The sequence below is a fragment of the Corynebacterium sp. HMSC036D02 genome (assembly GCF_001836165.1).
In the GTDB taxonomy this organism is placed as follows: domain Bacteria; phylum Actinomycetota; class Actinomycetes; order Mycobacteriales; family Mycobacteriaceae; genus Corynebacterium.
The window spans coordinates 150,743-169,037 of record NZ_KV827705.1 but is presented as its reverse complement, the minus strand read 5'-3'; the positions used below and the strand labels follow the sequence as shown (position 1 = coordinate 169,037).

Here is an 18,295-nt window from a genome sequence, read left to right as displayed (position 1 = left end):
CTTCATCCCACCCTGGGGTGCGCCGATTACAGCAATGCCGGAATACCAAGAAGCAGTAGCCAGACTCGCCGCCGAACAAGCAGGACAACCACCAGACCCACCACCTGACAGCAGTTAGTGTCCCAAACACAGAGAGGACAGCGCCAACCACCGGCCCCGCCAACCGAAAGATGGTTGACGGGCATATCGGTGATCTCCGCGAACCGCAGCATGGTGCGCGGGGAAATCGGGGATCCTGGTAGCGATTCGCCTGCCGTCGGATGCATTAGGAGCAACGGGACGCTTAGCCCTTAAAGAGCGAGCCCCCTTAAAGGCGAAACCCGCCAGCCGGATGAAGGCTGACGGGTTAGGCGGCGTGGGTAGTGCGTGTGAGCTAGTGGCCGGTGCCGATTTCCAGGTGCATACCCGGAACCGAGTTGATGAGGTTGCGGGTGTAGTCCTGCTGGGGGTTGTCGAAGATGTCGTCGGCGGTGCCCTGCTCGACGGCCTGGCCCTTCTTCATGACCACCACGTCGTCGGCTGTCTGGCGGACCACCGCGAGGTCGTGGGTAATGAAGAGGTAGGACAGGCTGAGCTCCGACTGCAGCTCCGCGAGGAGCTGGATGATCTGGTTCTGCACCAGCACGTCGAGCGCGGAGACGGCCTCATCGAGGACGATGACCTCCGGGCGCAGTGCCAGCGCGCGGGCAATGGCGATACGCTGGCGCTGGCCACCGGAGAGCTCGTTGGGGTAGCGGCGCATGGCGGAGCGGGGCATGGAGACCATGTCGAGAAGCTCGGCCACGCGGGCCTCACGTTCTTTGCGCGAGCCCACCTTGTGCAGCGCCATGGGTTCCTCGATGCACTTATAAATCGAGTACATCGGATCCAGCGAGCCATAAGGGTTCTGGAAAACCACCTGCATCTTGCGGCGGAGCTTGAAGAGTTCCTGCTTCGATAGCTTCGAGGTATCGCGGCCTTCGAATTCGATGGTGCCGGAGGTCGGCTCCAGCAGGCCCAACACCATGTTGGCTACCGTGGACTTGCCGGAGCCGGACTCACCCACCAGCGCCAGGGTGGTGCCGCGGCGGATGTCGAAGGAAACATCGTCGACAGCTTTGAGGAGCTTCTTGCCGCCGCGCTGGCCGCGGATATCGAATTCCTTGGTGAGGTTGCGCACCGAGATGACCGGGGCCTGAGCCGCGGAAGATGAACCTGCAGCGGTGGAGCCAGGCTCGACGGCGGCGCCGATCGCCTCACCCGACTTCAGCTCCTTGGCCTCCACACCAGCTTCCTTGGCCGCGCGGATGCGGGAGGAGGCGAGGGAGGGGGCGGCGTCGACAAGCCGGCGCGTGTAGGGGTGCTGCGGGGAGCGCAGAATCTCACGTGACGGGCCGGACTCGACGATGCGGCCGCGGTGCATCACGATGAGGTGCTCCGCGCGCTCGGCTGCCAGACCGAGGTCGTGGGTAATGAAGAGCACCGCGTTACCCAGCTCCTCGGTGAGGTGTTCCAGGTGATCCAGGATGGTCTTCTGCACCGTCACGTCGAGGGCGGAGGTCGGCTCGTCGGCGATGAGCAACTTCGGGCGTGCGGCCAGGCCAATCGCGATGAGCGCGCGCTGGCGCATACCACCAGAGAACTCGTGGGGGTACTGCTTGGCGCGCCGCTCGGCGTCGGGAAGCCCGGCTTCCTCCAGAAGCTCCACCACGCGTTCGTGACGCTTGGAGCCCTCCACCACGTGGTTGGCCTTGAGAGACTCCTCAACCTGCGTGCCGATGCGCCACACTGGGTTGAGGTTGGACATCGGATCCTGCGGGACCAAGCCAATCTTGTCACCGCGCAGCGATTCGAATTGCTTGTTGTTGTAGTGAGTGATGTCTTCGCCCTCAAAGAGGATCTGGCCGCCGGTGATCTTGCCTGTGCCCGGCAGCAGACCCAGGATGGACATCGCCGTGGTGGACTTACCGGAACCGGACTCGCCCACGATGGCCACGGACTGGCCCGGGTAAATGGACATGTTGACGCCACGCACTGCCTCAACCACGCCGGTGGACGTGGTGAAGGAGATGTGGACGTCCTTCATTTCAAGAAGTGGCTTAGTCATTAACGCTTCCTCGCCTTCGGATCGAGTGCATCGCGGACGACGTCACCCATCATGATGAAGCTCAACACGGTCAGGCCCAAAGCACCCGCCGGGTAGAACAGGACTGCCGGGGCAACACGCAGGGAAGCCTGCGCGTCGGAGATGTCTCCGCCCCAGGACACGAACGTCGGCGGCAAGCCGATGCCCAGGAAGGACAGGGTGGCCTCGGCGACGATGTAGGTGCCCAGCGCCACGGTGGCGTAGGAGATGATGGGCGCGGCCGCGTTCGGCAGAATGTGGCTGAACAAGATGCGCCAGCTCGACGCACCAATGGAGCGCGCGGATTGCACGAATTCCTCGTTCTTGATGGAAACCACCGCACCGCGCGTGATGCGGGCGATGGAGACCCAGCCGAAGAGGCCGAGCACCAAGACCACCGTGACGATGGTGCGGTGCTCCTTGAACATCTGCATGACCACGATGGCGGCGAGCACCAGCGGGATGGCGAAGAAGATGTCGGTGATGCGGGAGAGAACAGAGTCGATCCAGCCGCCGAAGAAGCCGGCGATAGCACCGATCATGGAACCAAGCACCACGACGAGCAGCGTGGTGAGGATGCCGACGGCTACCGACGCGCGCGCACCGTAGATCACGCGGGCGTAGATATCGCAGCCTTGGCGGTTGAAGCCGAAGGGGTGGCCTGGCTCGGCGGGGGCGAGGGACTTGGACAGCTCGCACAGGCGTGGGTCAGTGCTAGTAAAGAGACCCGGTGCGATGGCCAGGAGGACGGCCACGAGGATCATGACGGCGGCAACCCAGAACAGCGGGCGACGGCGCAGGTAGCGCCATGCCTCGCCCCACTGGGAGGAAGGCGCGGACTCGTCCTTGACGGCATCGACCGCGCCGAGACCCGTTTCATCGGTTTCCGAGACGAAGTGCTCTTGGCCCGGATAGGGAGTGGTTTTCTCGAAATTAGGCATAGCGGATCCTCGGATCAAGTACGGCGTACAGGAGGTCAACGAGCAGGTTGGCGATGATGTAGATGATCACCAATACCGTGGTGAAGGAGACGATTGTGGTCGGCTCACCACGCAGGATGGCCTGGTACATGGTGCCGCCGACGCCGTTGATGCCGAAGATGCCCTCGGTCACGATGGCGCCGGTCATGAGCGCACCGATGTCGGCGCCGATGAAGGTGGCCACGGGAATCAGCGAGTTACGCAGCACGTGGCGGCGGGTCACCGCGCCGTTGGAGAGGCCTTTGGCGCGGGCGGTGCGCACGTAGTCGGCGCGCAGGTTCTCCGCCACGGACTGGCGGGTCAGGCGGATGACATACGCCAAGGAGAGCGCGCCGAGCACCATGGCCGGCATGAGGAGGGACTTCACCGTGGCGTTAGCGCCGACGGTGACCGGCAGGACACCCCACTTGATGCCCACGATGTACTGGAAGACGAAGCCGATGACGAAGGAGGGCACGGCGATGACGAGCAAGGAGATGACCAGCACGGTGGAATCGAAGAAACCGCCGCGGCGCATACCGGCGAAGACGCCGAAGAGGATGCCGAAGACGGATTCAAAGATGATGGCCATGACGGTCAGTTTCACCGTGACGGGGAAGGCGTTGGCCATCACCTGGGTTACGGGGACACCGGAGAAGGTCGTGCCGAAGTCCAGCATGAAGATGCCCTTGATATAGAGCAGATACTGAATGATGAACGGCTTGTCGAGGTTGTATTCCGCCTCAATGCGGGCGCGGGCAGCCTCGGTAAGGCCGCGGTCACCGCCAAGGGCTTCGACAGGATCGCCGGGCATCAAGAAGACGAGCGCGTAGATGAGCAAGGTAGCTCCGAAGAACACCGGAATCATCTGGAGCACTCGGCGCCCGATATAGCGCAGCATAGTGTGGTCCTTTACTCGTTGTGGGGCAGGTGCTTGCCAGCGTTCTCCGGATTTCGGGACGCAGGTCAAAGCTTAGAAGAATTTTAATGTGTGATCCCACGCTTCGAGAAATCTATAGCGCGTTTCTAATCACACTTCGGGGGTGAAAACGTGGGGCGACCCCCGCTCCACAGAGGTTGCGGGGGTCGTGCGAAGTAGCTAGAGGCTGGCGTTACTTCTTGGTGATGTTGTAGTACACCGGCTGGGACTTCCAGGAGAAGACGACGTTGTCGACGTTCTCGGAGTAGCCACCGGTGGCGTTGGAGTACCACAGCGGGATAGCCGGGAGATCCTTGAACAGGACTTCCTGGGCCTCGGTGTACTTCTTGATGGCCTCTTCCTCGGAGGAGGAGGTCAGGGCTTCGTCGAGAAGCTTGTCGAACTCCGGGTTGGTGTAGTCACCGTCGTTGGAGGAACCGTTGGTCCTGTACAGCGGGGAGAGGAAGTTAGCCTGGCTTGGGTAGTCTGCCTGCCAGCCGGTGCGGAAGGCGGACTTGATGGTGCGGTTGGTCACCTCATCGCGCAGGGACTTGAAGTCCGGGTACGGAGCGCCAACTGCCTCGATGCCGAGGGTGTTCTTGATGGAGTTGGTGGTTGCATCCACCCAGCTCTTGTGGCCGCCGTCGGAGTTGTAGGCAATCTCCAGGGTCGGGTTATCCCACTTGTTGAGCTTGTCAGCCTCAGCCCACAGCTCCTTGGCCTTCTCCGGGTCATACTTCAGGACCTCGTTGCCCTTGATGTCCTCGGAGTAGCCCGGCATAACCGGGGAGGTGAAGTCCTTGGCCGGGGTGCGGGTGCCCTTGAAGATGGTGTCCGTGATCTCCTCGCGGTTGATGGCATAGGAGATGGCTTGGCGACGCAGCACGCCTTCCTCGCCGGAGTAGTGCTCGAGGTTCTCGCCCAAGGTGAAGGACTGGAAGATAGCAGTCGGCTGGTTCACTGCACGGTCGCCGAGGTCGGCGTCGTAGACATCGAAAGCGGAGTCCGGAACGGCGTCGAGAACGTCGAGGTTGCCCGAGAGCAGATCGGCGTAAGCGGCGTCCTGGGAGGCGTAGAAGACGAACTTGATGCCGTCATTCTGCGGGGTCTGGCCACCCTTGTACTCCTCATTCGGAACGACGGTGGCGTCCTGGTTGTGGTTCCACTCGGTCAGCTTGTACGGGCCGTTGCCAATCGGGTTCTGGCCGAAGGCATCCATGTCTTCCAGGGACGACTCGTGCAGCGGGTAGAACGCGGAGTAGCCCAACTGTGCCGGGAAGTCCTGCTCCGGGCTGTTCAGGGCGATGGTGAAGGTGTGGTCGTCGACGACCTTGAGGCCCTCCATCTTCTCGACGCCTTCCTCGAAGCCCTTGATGTTGGCAAAGAAGGAGGCGTTGAGCTGGTCGTTGGCCACGGCGTAGTTCCACGCATCCACGAAGTTCTTCGCGGTCACCGGGGAGCCGTCGGAGAACTTCGACTCCTTGAGCTTGACGGTGAACTCAGTGTTATCGTCATTCGGCTCGATGGATTCAGCCAGTTCGTTCTGCGCTTCGCCATCGCCGTCGTAGTAGACCAGGCCGGCGTAGATGGAATCGACGATGCGTCCGCCGCCGACCTCGTTGGTGTTGGCCGGGATGAGCGGGTTCTGCGGCTCGGAGCCGTTGACGGTGACGATGCCATCACCAGAGCCGGAAGCAGAGTCCGAACCGGAGTTGTCGCCACCACAGGCCGCGAGGGTGAGCGGCAGGGTAGCGACAGAGAGAGCAGCGAGTGTCTTCTTGAGCGTCATGTAGGGCTTAGACCTCCGTGGTGCGAAAGATGTAGAAAACCTGTGATGTTGGTTTTATATGAAGCTACCGCGTGGCTCGTCTCATATACAAGGAATTGAAAAATATGTCCTGTGATAAAAGCTATAGGGCGGTAGGTATTCTTTCTTAACCTGCGGTTTTGTCAACGAATTAAAAAAAGTCCCCATCCCCCTGAGAGGGGTGGGGCACGGAGGGCGGTGAATGTTACCTATCTCGCAGCCATTGGATGATGGTCTGAGTAAAACCATGCGGGTTCTCAAGATAGGGCAGGTTCTTGGAACCGGGGATAGTGGTGGCGGTGAAACCCGCGCGGCAGCGCCGCGCCGCCCGCCGCGCAACTGGCCGCCAGAGCATCTGATCGGCATGAATGAACAGCGTCGGGCACTGCAGGGTGAGCTCGAGCCAGCTTAGCGGAACCACGGCGGTACGCAGTCGGTGGTTCCAGATGATTCCCCGGCGGACGTTTCCTATGCGTGACGACGTCACGCGCAGGCGCAGGGCCTCCTCGCGCTCGGCGCCGCTGAAGGATCCGAGGGCGTCGAGATCCATCTCCCGAAGGTAGGTGGACTCCCGTAGCAGAAGGCTTGGGGCGCCAATTTTTCCCAGGCGACACAATGTCGCGCGCAGGAGAACCCACCCAAAGTCCCAGGGGCGTGCGGCGACGGCGCGGCGTAAATCTGCAGGGTGCGCTGCCGATACGGAGATCAGTCCGCGTACCCGTTCGGGCCGCTCGGTGGCCAGCGCCCATGCCACCGCACCGCCGGTATCCGCGCCGACCAGGTAGGCATCGTCGTGGCCTAATGCGCGGATGGCACCGCTGACATCACCAACCGCCACGCGGATATCTTGGCCGGGCTCGAGCGGCGGTTTATCGGACATGCCAAAGCCACGCATGTCGAGGGCGGCGACGTGGAAGCCGGCGTCGGCAAGCGGGGCAATGACATTCCGGAAATCGAACCACCCGCCAAAGGAACCATGGAGCAGCAGCACCAGCGGGTTATCCGGGGCGCCAGCGGTAGCGGCGTGCAGGCGGATGCCGCGCGTGTGCAGGAACTCGTGCTCAAAGGGGCCGTCAAGCTCCACTACGGAGGGGGGTAGGGGATTCATGGGCGGGCCTTTCGTGGGAGGGGTGCACAGACGAAATCCGCCCCGAACGCATGTGCTCGGGGCGGGAGGTTGAAAAGGACCTTAAAGATTTAGGTGTAGAGGCCATGCTCGATGGACTTTTCAGCCTTACCTGGAACCAGCTTCTTGAGTTCCTTCGTGGACTGGATGGTCTTCTCCGGGGCCTTGATCTGCTTGACCTGCTTGAAGCCGATGAAGGCCACGACGGCGGCTAGGACGACCATAATGAGGAAGACAATCAGGAAGGCAGCCCAGCGGTCGAGCCATACGGCCAGCAGCTCCGCCAAGAAGAAGAAAAAGAAGAAGGAGCTATACAGCGCCACGGTGCCAGCCACACCGAACATGCCCGCGCCGATGCCGCCCTTCTTGGCAGAAGCAGCGAGCTCGGTCTTGGCCAACTCGACCTCGGAGCGAACCAGCTGGGACATCTGCTCGGTGGCGTTGGATACGAGCTGGCCGATGGATGCTTCGCCACGGCGGGAGGTATCCGCATCGCTCAAGGGAATGCCGTCTACCTTCGGGGCGAACTTGTTGGACCCGTCAGTGAATAGTCCGTCGTTGCTCACGGTTTAATACTCCTACTGTTTGTCGCAATCTATATCGGCCATAGTAATGAACTTTCCAGAGTTCATGTGGTGCGGCCCGCAAAGTGGGTACGGCGTTATTGTAATGGGTATGCCGCATTCTGACCCGCTGACCCCGCTGATGGCCCTTTCTGGGGTGGAGGATAAAGCTGCTTCTGCCGTCGCAGCGATAGCGCGCGTGCACCGTCGGCCCGCGGGCTTGCGCAAGTTTGACGTTATTTCTTCCGAGTCGCTGTTGCGCGGCGCGCGGGCGGCCGCGGCGATCGACGGCGCGCCACTTGAGGCTGACGGTATCCCGCCCGCGGTTAGTGCTTATTCTTTGCTAGCTCCGGAAAAACAGGCGGCCACGGTGCGCACCTTCGCGCGCGCCCCGCTGCAGGTCTTGGCCAGCATCGATATTGCGGCGAGCGGCGTGGGGCATCCGGATCAGAATCCGGCGGTGGCGCAGGCACTGGCGCAGCTCATCACGCGCGGGGCCGGCGTAGACTTCGACCGTTTGTTGCCGGTGGTGGTGCACGCGGAGATTGCCGCGCGCTCGCTCTTCGGTGCGCGCAGCACCGCCGTGGCGCTCGTCGCCGCGCGCACCGCCGCCATCCATACCGGCTTCGATCCGCGGGGTTTCGCCGTGCCCGAGACCTTTCTTAACCGTCATCGCGCGGATTACCGCGCGGCACTGGACACCTATGGCCAGGATCCGGCGGCACTCATCACGCTGCTTCTCGACGCCTGGGAAGCCGGCGCCCGCGAAGCCGACGGCATCGCGCAAGCGGCTTAATCGCGCAGCTGCTGGCGTGCAAATAAAATTCCGCCGACCACTAAGGCTGCGATGCCGGCCACGACCGCCGAGCCGATACCGAATTCGCGGGCGCTGGGTGCGGTGAAGAGCGGAACGGGGTGTTTGAACGTGCGGATTTCCCAGTCGTGGGCGATGGCGTGCTTCTTCAACAGGCGGTCCGGGTTCACGGCAACGGGGTGGCCAACCTGCTCCAGCATCGGGATGTCTGTGGCGGAATCGGAATAGGCAAAGGACGCGTCGGGGTCGACGTTGAGCTCCTGAGCAATGCGCGCCAAGGCCTCGGCCTTCGCCGCACCTTTGCAATAAAACAGGATCTCCCCGGTGAACCGGCCGTCTTCCTCGGCAAGCTCGGTGGCCACGACGTGCTCGATGCCCAGTTCCTGTGCGATGGGCTTGACTAGCACGCTTGCCGACGCCGAGATGATCACCACCTCGTGGCCGGCGGCGCGGTGGGCGTCGATAAGCGCGCGTGCCTCCGCATAAATGGCGGGGGTGACCACAGTGTGCATGGTCTCTACCGCGATGTCGTGGACCTCCTGAACGGACCAGCCGGTGGCCATGGCGGCGAGCTGATCGCGGGTGGTGTCCATGTGCTCGCTGCTGTGGCCGGCGAGCATATAGCTGGCCTTGGCTAAAGACAGCTGGAGTGCCTCCGCATGCGTAATGAGCCCGTTGTGCATGAACTCGCGGCCGAAGGCATAGGCCGAGGATGTGGCAATGATCGTTTTGTCCAAGTCGAAAAACGCGGCCGCGCGGGTGGTGCCGTCGGTGGGGAAAGGGGTACCGGTCATCGAGGAAGGCCTGCCGTTAGTGTGCGAGTTACCCTGCTCATCGTAGCCTCTTAGCAGGAAGAATCGGGAGTGCGCAAACATATTGCCAGAAAACTCAAGGAATGTTGGATTTCGCTGTTGTCATCTCTTCTTTCGCATGTCATAATGTCAGGTGCAAGGCCCCGATATACAGTGCGGCCTGCCCCGGCGCACCCCCCGATGCCGGGTTACCGATGGCCCGCGCACACCCCCCCGAGGCGCGGGCCATCACCTTTTTCAAAAAACCGGGCTCGCCTGTGGCCATTGAGCTGAGACATATTTGATGTCCTAGCACGGCGATATACTCTCAGCTGTGACAAGCTATCAAGCACATTCTTCTTCTCACCAAAAGGGTTCAGGTCCTCCTCAGGTGAGTTTGCCGCTTGCTGCAGAAAGTGCCGTCTACTTTGTAGATGAAGCCGGAAGTAAAGGCACGTTGGGTAAGCATTTCGTTGTTGCGGCTGTGCGCACGAAGGATCCTGATTTCCTTTCGCGGGAGATTAAGGCATGTCGTGAGCGGAATAACTTCACAAAGGCTGACGAGATTAAGTTCTCGAAAGTTACTAAGCACTCTGAACCGATTTTGCTTGATATTTTTCGAGCAGCGATAAGCTCGGGGTGCACGTTCGGAGCTTTTGTTTTGGACAAGAGGCATTTCGATCCGTGGAGTAGTCGAGAACAGTGGCAAGGGCATTTGTTCGCGACAGATCGGCTGCTGCGGGGGCTGGTTACTCGTCGTGAAGTTGGGGTGGTGATGCTCGACCACATTGATGTCCCAGTAGGGGTTTCCTACGGAGACACACTAGTGAACTCTCTCAACAATCGATTTGGAAATAAGCGGTTTGCAACGGCCGTTAGTCTGGATTCTCGGACTTGTCCGGCACTACAGGTGGCAGATCTGCTTGCTAGTTCGGTTTTCCATGCGCGAAAAAAGATCGAAGACGTGGGGTTGGAGGCTTTCTTGGAAGATCGTTCGCCAAAGGCCCGGCTTTCGAAGGGTATTGCGGCCGCATTAGGCGAGAGTCATTTTGGTGACTGCCGTACACCACTTTTGAAGATTGAGACAAGCCATGAGAGGTCATTGACAGAATTGAAGCGCCAACGATACTCTTAGGTGAGGCGCTGAACGCCATAGCCGCAGGCTAAAAGCAAGCGCCCCTCGGGCCTAGTCTCAGACTTACTACCCGAGTTTTATGGCTAACCAAGCCATTCTTTACCGCACTTATTGCGATACCCTCGAGCGTGGCTCGGGGGTATTTGCTTTTGACCCTTAACCCGATTCTGAGGATTGTGGAAGCACGGTTTCCTGTGAGTTTTGGTACGTGAGCCCCGGTAATTTTGTTCAAGCGTCAGCAAAATAGGGGCGAAAGACGCCACAATGGCGAAGTTATCCACAGGTGGTGAGGAAGCCCTAGCGCGCGGTTGGTGCGCTCGCGCATGCTTCAGGCATGAGCACGTTTCACCTAGTTATCGCTGTTGGGGATTCCACGCTGCGAGCAGAGGCGGCATCCGCGGCAGCCGCCAGTACTGCGGAAGTGAGCACCGTGGAGGACCCACGGGACTTCTCCCGGCACCTGCCCAAGGCGGATGCCGTCTTGGCTGATTCGCTGACGGCTCGTCTCGTGGCGGGGCATCCGAGGGTGTATTTCTTGGCGCTGGATCCGGGGCCCATCGATTATGAGGCTGCGCTGTGCTGCCGCGCGACTGCCGCCTTCATTGTGCCCGCCCAATCGAAAGAGCTCCTGGGCGCACTAGCAGCAGACGCCACTCCGGAGACCACCGTGTCTACCGGCTTAACCCTGGCGGTGACCGGCTCCGCCGGAGGTTTGGGTGCATCAACGGTGGCGGTGGCGCTGGCCCGCGAGGCGGGCGCGGATCTCCTCGTTGATGCGAGCCCTTATTCCGGCGGCCTCGATTTGCTCACCGGAATTGAGAACAAGCCCGGCGCGCGGTGGCCGGATCTTGCCGCGGGGACTGGTTCGGTTGATGCAGCAGACCTTGTCCGTGCTTTGCCCGCCACCCCGGATGGCATCGCGGTTCTCTCGGCTGCGAGGTCATCCAGCGTAGAGGTGGTTCAGATGAGTAGCGCCAGGCGCGCGGCCATTATGCAAGCTGCGTGTTTATACCCGGGGACCGTGGTGGTGGATTGCCCGCCGTGGGATATCCCCGATGCGGCGGATCACGTGGTGGTGCTTACTGCCGCTGAGGTGCGGGCGGCCGCTGCCTGCGCGCAGCTAGTAGCTGAACTTCGCGCCCGGCCGCAGGAGTGCTCCGTCGTCGTGCGCAACCGCCAGTGGGCGGGCCTGGATGCCAGCGATATTGCCACGGTGACTCACGCGGATCCCATCGCTGAGTTGCCCACCATCCGTGGCCTGACGCGCACGGTAGAAACCAGTGGGCTGCCGAGCCAGCTGCCCCGGGCCCTTGCGCGTGCCGCGCGCCAGATGTGGGAGGCCGTGGCATGAACCTGATCGATACGATGCGCACCATCGTGGCCTCCGAGCCACAGCTGGCCCACGACGCCCCTGCTTTGGCGCGGCGCATTCGCCAGGAGGCTGGAGTCATCAGCGATGTCGATGTGCTCGACCTTCTGCAGCGCCTGCGCCACGATTCCGTGGGCTTGGGATTATTGGAGCCGGTCCTGTCGCTGCCGGGGCTGACCGATGTCGTTGTCAATGGCCCCGATTCCTGTTTCGTCGATTGCGGGCAGGGTTTGCAGCCGCGCGATATTGGCTTTGCCGACGACACCGAGGTTCGCCAACTGGCCACCCGGCTGGCTGCGGTGGCGGGCGTGCGGTTGGATGATGCGCAACCTTTTGCCGATGGGCGCCTGACCCGCCCCGACGGAACGAGGATTCGCCTCCACGCGCTGCTTGCTCCTCCCTCGGCAAGCGGAACCTGCATCAGCCTTCGTGTGTTGCGTCAGGCCCAAACCAGCCTGGAGGAACTGATAGCTAGTGGCAGCATTGATTCCAGCCTGGAGCACGTCCTGCGCGCCGTGGTTGAGCGGCGGGCGTCCTTCCTGGTTACGGGAGGGACAGGCTCAGGAAAGACGACGTTGCTCGCAGCCTTGCTGGGGTGCGTGCCCGCTACCGAACGCTTGCTCATCATCGAGGACACCCCGGAGCTTTCGCCTAATCACCCGCACGTTGTGACCCTGGTATCGCGCCGGGCCAACGCGGAAGGGCGCGGCGAGATCTCCATGTCGCTCCTGCTCCGCCAAGCGCTACGCATGCGCCCGGACCGCATCGTCGTTGGCGAAATCCGCGGCGCGGAGGTCGTGGAACTGCTTGCCGCGCTCAACACCGGGCACGATGGTGGTGCGGGCACCGTGCACGCAAACTCTGTTGATGAAGTGCCCGCCCGCATGGAGGCCCTCGCCGCTCTCGGCGGACTCGACCGCGTAGCACTGCATTCGCAGCTGGCGGCCGCCGTGCACGTGGTCCTCGGGATGGAGCGCACGCCGGAGGGGCGTCGGCTAGCGCACCTCGGCGTGCTGGAGGGAAACCCGGTTACACCGCAGCTGGTGTGGACGGCCGAAGACGGTCCGCTTCCCGGGTTTGCGCAGCTGTGTTCGCGGCTGGGGGTGGAACCATGATGTGGCTATTCCTCGCGGCGGCGTGTTTGCTCTCGCAGCCGCCTTCGGTGACGCGGCTGGAATCGCCGAAGCCTCGCTCGTTGGCACCCGCGGCTGTCTTTCTCGGGGTCGGGTGCTGTGTCTTCTTCGGCAGGCCCACTGTCGTGGTGGCGGTGGGCTGCATTGTGGTTTGTGCGCTGTGGTTTGCCAATGACCTGGCGGCGTCCCGGCGCGAGCGCCGTGGCGCGGAGGCGCTCGCCTCCTACTTCGGTTCTGTTGCCGCCGAGCTGCGGGCGGGATCGACAACGGCGGGCGCGCTTCGCCGGGGCGCCGACGCTCTTCCAGACTCCACCCCGGAGAACCTCCGCGCCGCGTTGATCACGGCTGCGGGTCTCGCGGCACAAGGAGGTTCGCCTGCGGTTGCTCTCAATGCACCGGAGGTTGCCCGCTATGCAGCGCTGCTCACGCTCTCGGGACGCCATGGCGTGGCGTTGGCGAACCTCATCGAGCAGGCTCAAAGTCAGCTGGATACCGCGCGCCGCCATGCCGGTGAGACCGCGGCCTCCTTGCAAGGGCCACAGGCCACCGCGGTCATCCTGGCGTCCCTGCCGCTGGCGGGCATCCTTATGGGTGGGGCGATGGGCGCGGATTCCTTGGGGTTCTTGCTCGGCGGTGGCCTTGGGGGCGTGCTTCTCGACATCGGCGTGGCCCTCGTCTGCGCCGGCTTTGCTTGGTCGCGTCTCATTCTGCGAAGGGCGGCGCAGTGATGGTCTTGACGTATATCTCCGCTGCATTCATGGCTGCGGCATTCGCTGTTACCTCTGCTGCACCGTCTGGACGAATAGCCCAGTCTGGCTCACGCACACCGCGTCCGAAGACGCCGCGTGATGGTCCCGAAACGGACTATAGTCCGCTCGATGCTGCCAGCGACCTGGAGCTCTTCGCCGCGTGCCTGGAGGCCGGTCTCTCCACGCGCAGTGCCGTGCTAGCTGTCGCCGAAGCCTCGCCGCAGTGGTCGGAGGCGGCCGCTCTCATCGGGGTGGGGGTGCCCATGAGTTCGGCATGGTCGGCGCTGGCCAGTCAACCGCATTTGGAAGAACTAGTGCGGCTTACGCAGCTGTCTGGCGAATCGGGTGCGGCTATGGCTACGGGGTGCCACCGGTTGGTGGCGCAGCTGCGTGCCGAAGCCTCGGCGCAAGCTACCGCGCGGGCGGAGCGCGCTGGCGTGTTCATTGCAGCACCGCTAGCGGTGTGTTTCCTTCCCGCATTCCTGGTCCTTGGGTTGATACCTGTCCTTATCAGCTTGGGCCAGCAACTCTTCTAGGGCAGTTCATTCCAATAACCGCTTAACTAACCACTCACCAACTCAGTACACGCAACCTTCATAAACACAAGAAAAGAAAGCTAGGTATATCATGCAGAAAAAGGTAAACTACCAGTCACTATTAGCGAATGATGATGGTATGTCCACGATTGAGTACGCCATGGGTTCGCTCGCGGCCGCGGCGCTTGCTGCGGTGCTCTATGCCGTGGTCAACGGTGGCGAAGTCACCAGCGCCATTACCTCCATCATCACCGACGCCCTGTCCAACACCCCAGGCTAATGCGCGCGCTTGATGACGCCGGCTCCGTCACCATCGAGGCGGCATTGTCACTGTCCGCGCTCGTCATCGTTGCTGCGGGAATCGTGGGTGGCATCGCCACGTTGTCGGCCCACCTCGCTGCCGTTGATGCTGCGGGCGCTGCGGCTCGCTCTGCTGCCATCGGTGTGGACTTTCAGCGCGATGGAGTGACGGTCAGCTTAAGCGAAGGCTCCGGGCTTATGACCGCTGAGGCCGCCGTGCCGGCACCGCTGGGGACCATGCGCGCGCAGGCGGTGTTTCCCGCGGAGATGGCAGCCGGTGGGAACAACGGGGCGCAGCCATGAGGCGTCGTCGGCGCAGCTGGGGAAGGATCCTGGCGGGGGAGGAGGGCTATGCCACCGTCGTCACCGCCGGGATCATCGCTGCAGTGGCGTCTCTGTTGTTGGCAGTCGCGGCAGTTGCTTCGCTCGTTGTGGCGCGGCACGAAGCGCAGGTGGCGGCGGACCTCGCCGCGGTGGCCGGTGCGTGGGAGGTGGCCAAGGGCAGGGACGCCTGCACGAAGGCCACAGAGATCGCCGCGCTCAACGGCGCGGAACTCGGCTCCTGCGACATCGATGGGCGCGACGTTGAGGTCACTGCCCGGCTGCGCGGGCGCAGCGCCGTTGCCCGCGCCGGTCCGGTCTAAGAGGTCATGGTGACCAGTGCGCCGAGGAGGGCCACAGCGCCTGCCTTGTCCAGAGGGTTGTTGCCGTTGCCGCACTTGGGGGATTGCACGCACGACGGGCAGCCGGATTCGCAAGGGCAGGAGCGCACGGCCTCGAAGGTGGCTTTGATCCACTCGGGGAAGCGCCGGAAACCTTCCTCGGCGAAGCCAGCACCGCCGGGGTGGCCGTCGTAGACGAAGACCGTGGGCAAGCCCGTATCGGCGTGCTGCGCGGTGGACACGCCGCCAATGTCCCAGCGGTCGCAGGTGGCAATGAGCGGCAACAACCCAATGGCGGCGTGCTCTGCCGCATGGAGGGTGCCCGGGGTGCGCCCGGCGGTGACTCCCATCGCTGCGAGTGCCAGCGGATCGATGGTGTAGGCCACCGCCCGGGTCGCCAGGCGCTGTTCCGGCAGGTCAAGGGGGATATCCTCGCCCACGGAGCCATCGGGAAGCCGCACCTGGTAGCCGGTAACCTTATCGGTCACCTCGACCTCCAGGCTGGCCACCCACAGGCCGGGGGCGTAGTTCACTAGGTCATCGGCCTCGCGCAGGATGCGGATGTCCGTCGTGGACTTCGGCTGTGTGGTGTAGTCCGGGGCCTTCGGTACGGCGAGGGCCACGCCCGGCTCGGCGGACGCCGAACCATCGCCTCCGCCGAGGTGAAGTTCCTCGATGACGAAGCTCTCGCCACGGTGCAGATACACCGCGCCGGGATGCACCTGGCTCACCGCGCGGGCGGAATCGATGGTGCCCAGCAAGCGGCCATCGGAGGAATCCACAATCATGACCTCCTCGCCCGAGCCACCCCGCAGCGAGACGGCCGTGTGAGCGGTCTCCGGGGTGAGCTCGCTGGAGCCAGCCGGCAGGGGAGCGGCGAACCAACCCTGCGGGCGTCGGCGCAGCAAGCCTTGCTGGGCTAGGTCGTGGACCACGGATTCGGCGCGGAAGGCGGCCACGTCGGCGTCGCTTAGCGGCTTCTCCACCGCCGCGCAGTACACGTGCCCGCCCAGGATGTAGGGGTTGGCGGGGTTGAACACACTGGCCTCCACCGGCCGGCCTAACAGCGCTTCCGGGTGGTGAACCAGGTAGGTGTCCATCGGTTCATCGCGGGCCACCAGCACCACCAGCGAGCCCTGGCCGCGGCGGCCCGCGCGCCCGGCCTGCTGCCAGAAGCTAGCAACCGTGCCCGGGAACCCGGCGGTGACCACAGCATCCAGTCCGCCGACGTCGATGCCCAGCTCCAAAGCAGACGTGGTGGCCACGCCGAGCAGGGAGCCATCATCCAGCGCCTGCTCCAGCGCGCGGCGGTCTTCGGCCAAATACCCCGCGCGGTAGGCGGCAATTCGGCGCGCGAAATCCGGCCGGCCCAGCCTCCCGGAGAGCTCTTCTGCTGCCCGCAGCGCGGTGGCCTCTGCCGCGCGCCGCGAGCGCACAAAGGTCAACGTCCGCGCGCCCTGCGCCACCAGCGCGGCCATCATCCAGGCCGCCTCCGTTGTGGCGGCGCGGCGCACGGGGGCGCCGTTTTGGCCCTCAATACCCTCCATGAAGCCCGGCTCCCACAGCGCGACTGTCCGCGCACCCGTCGGCGCGCCATCCTCGGTCACCGCGAGCACTTCGCGCCCCGTCAGCCGCGCGGCATGCCGGGCGGGATCCCGCATGGTCGCCGAAGCCGCAATAATGACCGGCCGCGAACCATAGTGCGCGCACAGCCGCAGCAAACGCCGCACCACTAGCGCCACGTTCGCCCCGAAAACCCCGCGGTAGGCATGCGCCTCATCAATCACGATGAACTTCAAATGCCGCAGCACCCGCGCCCACCGCTGGTGCGCGCCCAGCAGAGAAGAATGAATCATGTCCGGGTTGGAGAAGATAAAACGCGCCTGATCGCGGATGCCGGCACGGGCTTCGGTGGGGGTATCACCGTCGTAGGGGGCGGGGTGGACGTCGTGAAGCGCGGCGATGCTCTGCGTGAGCTCGAGCACCGTGCGCAGCTGGTCCGACCCCAGCGCCTTCGTTGGCGTGATGTAGAGCGTGCACGCGGTCGGGTCCTGCGCCAGACGGGACAGAATGGGCAAACGGTAACCCAAGGACTTTCCGGAACTCGTGCCGGTGGAGACCACCACATCGCGCCCCTCCCACGCCGCCTGTGCCACAGCGACCTGGTGGGCATAGAGCTTGGCGACGCCTCGCTCCTCCAACGCCACCCGCAACTCCGGCAGGACCCACTCGGGCCACTCGGCATAATGCGCGGGCTGGGCGGGCAGGGTGGTGGAGTGCGTTAGCTCGGACTCAGGGAAACGCTCAACAAGGTGCTCGACGAGCTCCTCACCCAGAGGGTTCTCACTCACGCTTGCCTCCACTAATCTGCTGTAGGTGTCCAAACGTGGCACACTGGTGCACTAGTTTGCACTACTTTATTTCCGCAAAGGACAACTCATCATGGCATACGGTACCGTCAAGTTCTTCAACGCCGAAAAAGGCTACGGCTTCATTGAGCAGGAGGACGGCTCCGGCGACATCTTCGTGCACTACACCGAAATCCAAGGCACCGGCTTCCGCACCCTCGAAGATAACCAGCGCGTCTCCTTTGAGATTGGGGAAGACGCTAAAGGTCAGCAGGCCACCAACGTCGAGGTGGTTTAGGGGGATTCGGCGTAGCCGCGCCGGGTATCCCACCATTCCAGCAGCTTATTCTGTCCTTTTTGCAGGCCGAAGCCGATGATGACGGCGGCGATGATGGAAATGAGCATGGCTATCGCGGGCGAGCCGGAGAAGGCCACGCCGCCGAGATAACCAATGGCTAGCGCCTGCGCCACCCACAACAGGACACCGAAGGTGTCGAAGAAGAAAAACAACGGCCAGGGGTAGCGCATGGAGCCCAGCAGGATCGTCATAAACAGGCGGGCCGAGGGGATGAAGCGCGCGATGATGATGGCCGCGCCGCCGCTGCGCCGAATATTGCGCTTGACCCACGTTAAGGCGTCATAAGCCTTGGTGCCCTTTTGGGCTCTATTAATAAGGGCGATGAGCCGCGTTCCCAGGAGGAAGCACAAGTTATCCCCCAAAATTGCGGCAACCATGGCGACGAAAAACATGGTGGGAAGGTGGGGGAACCCTTGGGAACCAGACCAAGCGCCCACCATGTTGAGGGGAACCTCCGAAGGCAAAACGGGGAAGAAGCAGTCGAGGAAAATCAGCGAACCCACCAGCGGATAAATCCACTGTGTGGCCATGATGACCTCGAACCATGCAGTAATAGACGCAATCACGCTGTCTCCCGGTTGTGTACTGTGAGGCGAATCCTCGGACGGCCAGTATAGACCCC

At 63.0% G+C, this 18,295-nt stretch carries 19 protein-coding genes; 10 read left to right on the top strand and 9 right to left on the bottom strand.

Annotated features, from left to right (window positions below):
* Positions 1–373 precede the first annotated feature (373 nt).
* From HMPREF2743_RS10800 to HMPREF2743_RS10775, 6 genes are all read right to left on the bottom strand, one after another.
* A complete protein-coding gene (locus HMPREF2743_RS10800) occupies positions 374–2,086 on the bottom strand; it encodes an ABC transporter ATP-binding protein (protein ID WP_070744901.1) in 1,713 nt (570 codons plus the stop codon).
* Positions 2,086–3,045 (bottom strand): ABC transporter permease, encoded by a 960-nt coding sequence (locus tag HMPREF2743_RS10795; RefSeq protein ID WP_070527758.1) that lies wholly within the window; start codon positions 3,043–3,045, stop codon positions 2,086–2,088. The genes HMPREF2743_RS10800 and HMPREF2743_RS10795 overlap by 1 nt, the downstream gene beginning before the upstream one ends.
* The gene (locus HMPREF2743_RS10790; protein ID WP_070744903.1) at positions 3,038–3,964 is read right to left on the bottom strand and encodes an ABC transporter permease; all 927 of its coding nucleotides are present in this window, start codon (positions 3,962–3,964) and stop codon (positions 3,038–3,040) included. The genes HMPREF2743_RS10795 and HMPREF2743_RS10790 overlap by 8 nt, the downstream gene beginning before the upstream one ends.
* A gap of 211 nt (positions 3,965–4,175) precedes the next feature.
* Positions 4,176–5,771 (bottom strand): peptide ABC transporter substrate-binding protein, encoded by a 1,596-nt coding sequence (locus HMPREF2743_RS10785; protein WP_070818796.1) that lies wholly within the window; start codon positions 5,769–5,771, stop codon positions 4,176–4,178.
* Between the two features lie 223 nt (positions 5,772–5,994).
* Complete coding sequence (locus HMPREF2743_RS10780) at positions 5,995–6,897, bottom strand: alpha/beta fold hydrolase (protein WP_070818795.1); 903 nt, start codon at positions 6,895–6,897, stop codon at positions 5,995–5,997.
* An 89-nt stretch (positions 6,898–6,986) separates the two neighbouring features.
* Entirely contained in the window at positions 6,987–7,481 is a 495-nt protein-coding gene (locus HMPREF2743_RS10775) for a phage holin family protein (RefSeq protein ID WP_070818794.1), read from the bottom strand.
* Between the two features lie 103 nt (positions 7,482–7,584).
* Here HMPREF2743_RS10775 and HMPREF2743_RS10770 point away from each other — a divergent pair, with 103 nt between their 5' ends.
* Positions 7,585–8,274, top strand: coding sequence for an oxidoreductase (locus tag HMPREF2743_RS10770; RefSeq protein ID WP_070527746.1), 690 nt, complete (start codon positions 7,585–7,587; stop codon positions 8,272–8,274).
* On the opposite strand, the gene HMPREF2743_RS10765 is transcribed toward HMPREF2743_RS10770, so the two are convergent.
* Positions 8,271–9,086 (bottom strand): HAD family hydrolase, encoded by an 816-nt coding sequence (locus HMPREF2743_RS10765; protein ID WP_070744909.1) that lies wholly within the window; start codon positions 9,084–9,086, stop codon positions 8,271–8,273. The genes HMPREF2743_RS10770 and HMPREF2743_RS10765 overlap by 4 nt on opposite strands.
* A gap of 331 nt (positions 9,087–9,417) precedes the next feature.
* Here HMPREF2743_RS10765 and HMPREF2743_RS12530 point away from each other — a divergent pair, with 331 nt between their 5' ends.
* The 8 genes from HMPREF2743_RS12530 (at position 9,418) to HMPREF2743_RS10725 (ending at position 14,949) form a co-directional block, all read left to right on the top strand.
* Complete coding sequence (locus tag HMPREF2743_RS12530; protein ID WP_141761414.1) at positions 9,418–10,218, top strand: DUF3800 domain-containing protein; 801 nt, start codon at positions 9,418–9,420, stop codon at positions 10,216–10,218.
* Between the two features lie 334 nt (positions 10,219–10,552).
* A complete protein-coding gene (gene ssd / locus HMPREF2743_RS10755; protein ID WP_070527740.1) occupies positions 10,553–11,569 on the top strand; it encodes a septum site-determining protein Ssd in 1,017 nt (338 codons plus the stop codon).
* Positions 11,566–12,702: a TadA family conjugal transfer-associated ATPase gene (locus tag HMPREF2743_RS10750; RefSeq protein WP_070527737.1), complete on the top strand. Its 1,137-nt coding sequence runs from the start codon at positions 11,566–11,568 to the stop codon at positions 12,700–12,702. The genes ssd and HMPREF2743_RS10750 overlap by 4 nt, the downstream gene beginning before the upstream one ends.
* Positions 12,699–13,448, top strand: coding sequence for a type II secretion system F family protein (locus tag HMPREF2743_RS10745; RefSeq protein ID WP_070527731.1), 750 nt, complete (start codon positions 12,699–12,701; stop codon positions 13,446–13,448). Before HMPREF2743_RS10750 ends, HMPREF2743_RS10745 begins: the two co-directional genes overlap by 4 nt.
* The gene (locus tag HMPREF2743_RS10740; RefSeq protein WP_070744911.1) at positions 13,448–14,005 is read left to right on the top strand and encodes a type II secretion system F family protein; all 558 of its coding nucleotides are present in this window, start codon (positions 13,448–13,450) and stop codon (positions 14,003–14,005) included. The genes HMPREF2743_RS10745 and HMPREF2743_RS10740 overlap by 1 nt, the downstream gene beginning before the upstream one ends.
* 91 nt (positions 14,006–14,096) lie before the next feature.
* On the top strand, positions 14,097–14,285 hold the full coding sequence (locus HMPREF2743_RS10735; protein ID WP_010189925.1) for a DUF4244 domain-containing protein: 189 nt from the start codon (positions 14,097–14,099) through the stop codon (positions 14,283–14,285).
* Positions 14,285–14,608: a hypothetical protein gene (locus HMPREF2743_RS10730; protein WP_070818793.1), complete on the top strand. Its 324-nt coding sequence runs from the start codon at positions 14,285–14,287 to the stop codon at positions 14,606–14,608. Before HMPREF2743_RS10735 ends, HMPREF2743_RS10730 begins: the two co-directional genes overlap by 1 nt.
* On the top strand, positions 14,605–14,949 hold the full coding sequence (locus tag HMPREF2743_RS10725; protein ID WP_070527722.1) for an Rv3654c family TadE-like protein: 345 nt from the start codon (positions 14,605–14,607) through the stop codon (positions 14,947–14,949). The genes HMPREF2743_RS10730 and HMPREF2743_RS10725 overlap by 4 nt, the downstream gene beginning before the upstream one ends.
* Here HMPREF2743_RS10725 and HMPREF2743_RS10720 read toward each other — a convergent pair.
* Complete coding sequence (locus tag HMPREF2743_RS10720; protein WP_070818792.1) at positions 14,946–17,318, bottom strand: DEAD/DEAH box helicase; 2,373 nt, start codon at positions 17,316–17,318, stop codon at positions 14,946–14,948. The two genes, HMPREF2743_RS10725 and HMPREF2743_RS10720, sit on opposite strands and share 4 nt — an antisense overlap.
* A gap of 91 nt (positions 17,319–17,409) precedes the next feature.
* Between HMPREF2743_RS10720 and HMPREF2743_RS10715 the strand changes: the two genes are divergently transcribed.
* The gene (locus HMPREF2743_RS10715; RefSeq protein WP_010189920.1) at positions 17,410–17,613 is read left to right on the top strand and encodes a cold-shock protein; all 204 of its coding nucleotides are present in this window, start codon (positions 17,410–17,412) and stop codon (positions 17,611–17,613) included.
* Here the strand turns inward: HMPREF2743_RS10715 and HMPREF2743_RS10710 are convergent.
* Positions 17,610–18,203 carry a DedA family protein gene (locus HMPREF2743_RS10710; protein ID WP_154761934.1) on the bottom strand — a complete coding sequence of 198 codons (594 nt, stop codon included), beginning with the start codon at positions 18,201–18,203 and terminating at the stop codon, positions 17,610–17,612. The two genes, HMPREF2743_RS10715 and HMPREF2743_RS10710, sit on opposite strands and share 4 nt — an antisense overlap.
* Between the last annotated feature and the right edge of the window lie 92 nt (positions 18,204–18,295).